This window comes from Acetomicrobium sp. S15 = DSM 107314 (assembly GCF_016125955.1).
Lineage (GTDB): Bacteria > Synergistota > Synergistia > Synergistales > Thermosynergistaceae > Thermosynergistes > Thermosynergistes pyruvativorans.
This window is the reverse complement of sequence record NZ_JADEVE010000075.1, coordinates 1-304: the sequence shown is the minus strand read 5'-3', so window position 1 is coordinate 304 and position 304 is coordinate 1. Positions and strand designations below refer to the sequence as shown.

Genomic DNA, 304 nt, shown 5'->3' with positions numbered 1-304 from the left:
GAGCTAGGAAAGTATGTAGGACCTCTCAATCGAGAGGGCATTAAAGTGGCTCAGGTGCACTGTGGAGCGCCTGATGAAAGACATGGGCCTAAAAGGGATTATTCGTGGCAGGAAGATAAGGACTACGATCCCTGATGAATCTGCCAATAAACCTGCAGATTTGGTGTGTCGTATCTTGACTTCAATTCGCCCTAACCAGTTGTGGGTGTCAGATCTAACGTCTGTAGCTGTACGCAGTGGGTTTGTATATGCTGCATTCGTCATAGACATATTGCTGAGATTCATCGTAGGTTGGCGAATTCTT

At 46.4% G+C, this 304-nt stretch carries 1 pseudogene; it reads left to right on the top strand.

Annotated elements, in window-relative coordinates:
• Positions 1-304: pseudogene (locus EZM41_RS13385) on the top strand (IS3 family transposase); the annotation flags it as partial.